The organism is Siminovitchia jepli (genome assembly GCF_047228825.1).
Lineage (GTDB): Bacteria > Bacillota > Bacilli > Bacillales > Bacillaceae_C > Siminovitchia.
The window spans coordinates 1-4,490 of record NZ_JBFEGN010000150.1 but is presented as its reverse complement, the minus strand read 5'-3'; the positions used below and the strand labels follow the sequence as shown (position 1 = coordinate 4,490).

Annotated in this window: 4 protein-coding genes; 3 read left to right on the top strand and 1 reads right to left on the bottom strand. The window is 40.0% G+C overall.

All coding sequences use genetic code 11. The features are described from left to right. Positions 1-54 precede the first annotated feature (54 nt). Positions 55-1,293, bottom strand: a complete 1,239-nt coding sequence (locus AB1L08_RS21670; RefSeq protein WP_413066670.1) for a XylR N-terminal domain-containing protein — start codon at positions 1,291-1,293, stop codon at positions 55-57. A 232-nt stretch (positions 1,294-1,525) separates the two neighbouring features. Here AB1L08_RS21670 and AB1L08_RS21665 point away from each other — a divergent pair, with 232 nt between their 5' ends. The 3 genes from AB1L08_RS21665 (at position 1,526) to AB1L08_RS21655 (ending at position 4,472) form a co-directional block, all read left to right on the top strand. After that, positions 1,526-2,035, top strand: a complete 510-nt coding sequence (locus AB1L08_RS21665) for a 2,4'-dihydroxyacetophenone dioxygenase family protein (RefSeq protein ID WP_413066669.1) — start codon at positions 1,526-1,528, stop codon at positions 2,033-2,035. Between the two features lie 106 nt (positions 2,036-2,141). Next, positions 2,142-3,404, top strand: a complete 1,263-nt coding sequence (locus AB1L08_RS21660; protein WP_413066668.1) for an MFS transporter — start codon at positions 2,142-2,144, stop codon at positions 3,402-3,404. Positions 3,405-3,458: 54 nt separating this feature from the next. Continuing rightward, positions 3,459-4,472 (top strand): 2,3-butanediol dehydrogenase, encoded by a 1,014-nt coding sequence (locus AB1L08_RS21655; RefSeq protein WP_413066667.1) that lies wholly within the window; start codon positions 3,459-3,461, stop codon positions 4,470-4,472. Positions 4,473-4,490 lie beyond the last annotated feature (18 nt).

Genomic DNA, 4,490 nt, shown 5'->3' with positions numbered 1-4,490 from the left:
TACCCAGATTTGTAAATTGTTCCCAAAAGAGCGCTGAATTAGTTTTCGGCAAATTTACTTTCGTAATTTGGGATTAAAAAAATCATCTTTAAATGGGAGACTGATTAATAAAAGATAGTGCGGTTCATGAATATCATAGCCCATTAAATTCATGCGGTAATATAAATTTCTTTCCTGTACTTCTCCATTTAACAATTCATCAAGCAGATTGCCGATAAGCCGGTGTTCTGCTTCAAAAGCTGCCATATCATTCAACAGCTTGATCGAACATGTTGCTGCAGCCCTCTCCAAAGAAAGAACATTAGCTTCACTAAAGCTGCCATGCTCTTTGATTAATGAAATATACCCATAAATTTCATTTTTTACAAGAATCGGGGTAACCAATCGCTCATGCGGATTGCCTTCAGTAATGGACAAATGAACTGTTTTCATCCCGTCTTTAATTTTTTTCCACTGGATTTCATTGATATGGCCTTTCATCGTATGGACATTGTTTGTGGGAAAAAGCTCTAATATATTCAAATATTTATCTTCTATCATCACCCCCGCATTCAAGTTTTTCCCCAATACAGTCACAATGGATGACAAGCGATTATCATTCAACAATACCCTGGATAACTCCTCATTTACCTGCAAAGCTTTTTGTAATGTTCTCTTTTGCTTTTCAATTCGCTTATAAGCCCTGTCCAGCTCTTTATCCAAATTTTTTTCTTGATAAAAGTAAATTTCTTTCTGCACTTCTTCATCCCATTCATCAAGAGGTTTAATCATCCACCGGCAATGAGCATCACCTTTTCCCCGGCACTCCACTTCTATACATAGAGCGGTACGCTCCAATAATTCACTTATGTAACCCCCGGCATACCCCGTTGCCATGAAACAAACGGGTTCCTCACTAATTCCAAAATATTTCAAGTGCTGTTCCACTTCATAAGAATCTGCCCAAATACCTTCTGCATAATAATATCCGGTTTCTTTATTATATGTAATTTGAGATGGTACAACATTAAGGCTCCCGGTATGCGAGTGAATCTTTGGCCCCAAGTAAAACCATTCGTGCTTAGTCGTTTCGGGATACATACTTTTTAATTTTTTTGCATAATCACTCCCATGATTCCAACCATAACGCAGCATAAAGCCTTTTGTTCTTTCAACCCCCAAAGCAAATATGAGGTCCCTCTTTAGGGTTCCCAGTGCATTTGCCCCCATGAGAACATAGCGCTGGTCGTTCAGGAGTATTTTGCCAGGTTCGAAATGATACCCCGTTAAATCCTTAATAAAAAGATTATCCATCTCTTTTGTTCACTCCCTTCAATCGGAATATTTAGGTATAATTTCGTAGGTTAAAAGATACATTAACAGAATCGTTTAAAAATTACTACATAAATTGGCAGATTCGTATATAGATGATGGAAAGCGATTTCAATACAATTTACATTATAAAAGCAGTCGGGAGGTGTATGAAAAGAATACTTAAAGCTTCAGTGTGATTGGTTATCATATTAAAATTTTTGGAGGGAGCTTAATGACAGTAAATATTGAAGGATATGTTGAAGTAGAGCAACGGTTGGATTTTATTCGGGATCAGTTTGCATTGGAAGAAGGCCACTTTGACACGAGGGAAGAAACGTCTCCATGGATTCCATTTACTGAAGGAACCTGGATTCGCCATCTGACATTTGATGTCCGAAACAACTATGCGGTCAATATTTTAAAAGTAGCTCCGGGAGCAACATTAGGGAGACATCGACATCGCGCCCAAGTAACGGGATATGTACTGAAAGGCAGCTGGAAATATGAGGAGTATGACTGGGTAGCTAAACCTGGCGATTTCATTCGCGAAAGCCCGGGTCGTACACATACACTCGTGTCGGAAGAAGGCATGGAAACCATATTCCAACTGGGGCTTCCATTGGAATTTTTAAATGAAGATGGTACATTGATTGAAACTGTTGACGTATTCTGGTTTATCGACCATTACCTGACCTACTGCAAAGAAAACAATATTCCTGTCAACAAGGCATTGTTCTTATAAAATCAATCCAATTATATTTGATGATTTACGCTGGATTTGGGGGGGCCAGCGTCCCCTTATCATTAAAATTTACAAATTATTAAAATAATTAAAGGTGGAGTATACGATGACAAAGCCAAAGTTTTGGACATATGAAAATAAATTACTGATTATTCTATTTTTTGCGTTTGGTTTTGTATTTTTTGATCGACAAGCCCTTAATTTCTTAATTCCCTTTATCATAGAGGATTTACATTTAAATAATACGCAAATTGGACTGCTTGCTTCAGGGTTGGCTTTAACCTGGGCATTATCCGGACCCATCGTCGGTCTTTTCGCAGATAAAACTGGCAAAAAGAAGCAAATACTCATAATATTTATTTTAATTTTTTCCACTCTTTCATTACTTCACGGAACTGTAACTTCTTTTGCCATGCTTTTAGTGTTGCGATTACTGATGGGTTTTGCAGAAGGACCAGTCCTGCCAATTTCACAATCAATGATGGCAGTAGCCTCTTCCCCGTCCAGACGAGGATTCAACATGGGGTTTATGCAGAGTACAGCCGCCAGTATGCTCGGAAGTGTATTGGCCCCATTAATTATCGTGAGTCTTGCATCAACATTTGACTGGCGAAAAGCATTTTACTTAACGATCGTTCCAGGCATTATTTTAGTATTTTTCATTTGGAAACATGTTAAAGCAAAAGAAGATGCTGTCGAGGCAATAAACCAAACCGATTCGGTATCGATTAAAGACATAAAATTAATGGATGTTGTAAAACACCGTAATATATGGATGGCTACATTGATCAGCATATTTTCCTTAACCTGGTTTCTAGTGTATATCACATTTGTTCCGGTCTATTTGGTCGGAACAAAAGGATTGTCTCCGGGATCGATGAGCCTGATTATGAGTGCGGTCGGATTTGGCGGTGTTTTATGGGGATTTGCAGTACCGGCTATTTCGGATAAAATTGGCCGGAAGCCGGCAATGATTTTCTTTTCTTTTGTCTCTGCTCTTTCCCCGCTTGTTGTACTTTTATATAATGGCGGATCACTTTGGTTTTTAGCCCTGTTAATTTTTTTGTTCCATACGGGACAAGGAGTACAGCCATTGTTTATGTCAACGATCCCGGCTGAATCCATCCCTGTAAAATATATAGCCGTTTCTGTAGGGCTCATTATGGGTGTTGGAGAATTAATAGGAGGGGTCATTTCCCCATTATTAGCAGGATTTGCTGCAGATAGCTTTGGTACGTCAGCACCATTGATTATTTCCATTTCCGGAGCCCTTATAGCCGGGATACTATCCATGTTTATGATAGAGACCGCTCCGGTTAAAACAAAGAAAAAAATTGAAGGCGATAAATTATCGAAATATTCTGTCTGAACTATGTTGATAGTCCTCACTTGGGACCCTATTTTAAATCGGGTGAGTGGTTGAATGAAAGCAGCCTTTTGGCACGGAATCAAAGATATCCGGGTAAAAGAGATGAATGTCCCTGTTGCAAAGGATGGAGAAGTGTTGATTGAAGTAAAGTGGTGCGGAATTTGCGGGAGTGATTTGCATGAATATTCGGCTGGACCAATTACCATTCCCGTTGGCGAACCCCATCCATTAACAGGGGACAAAGCACCGCTTATATTAGGGCATGAATTTGCCGGAACGGTTGTCGAATTGAGCAAGGGAGCGACTAATGTAAAAGTGGGTGACCGCGTTGCCATTGAACCGATTTTATATTGCGGAGCTTGCGAACCTTGCAAACAAGGCTTATACAACTTATGTAAACTACGCGGATTTCATGGAATTGTCGGGAATGGCGGAGGCTTTGCTCAATATACGGCGATTCAGTCCCGCATGGTGCATAAAATTCCTGATGAAATGTCCTTTGAAGAAGGAGCAACCATTGAGCCTGCAGCCGTGGCAGTGCAAGCCGTCAAAAAAAGCCAAATCAAAATCGGTGACACATGCATTGTTTTTGGAGCCGGTCCTATCGGACTCATTATCATTCAAGCAGCCAAGGCAGCCGGTGCAGTCAGCGTGATTGCCGTTGAAGTTTCAGAAAGCCGGATTGGAAAAGCAACGGAGGCAGGGGCAGACCATGTAATAAATCCTTCCAAAGAACAAGTGCTTAGCGCAATAATGGAAATAACAGATGGCAAAGGAGCAGACATATGTTACGAAGTTTCCGGAGCCGAATCGGCTTTTATTCAGGCTATAAATGCAGTGAAACCAAGTGGGGAAGTCATGATTGTCAGCCTGTGGGAAAAACCGATATCCATCAATCTAAATCAACTGGTTTTAAAAGAATGTAAAATAAACTCATCTGTTGGCTACAGCCACATTTTTCCGGAGGTTATTGCACTTATTTCTTCCGGACAAATAAATACAAAATCTTTGATTACAGCCATGCAATTGACCCAGTTGTGCCATCTTTTTGATCCACCTCTGCCATGAAATTGATCCACCTAAGAC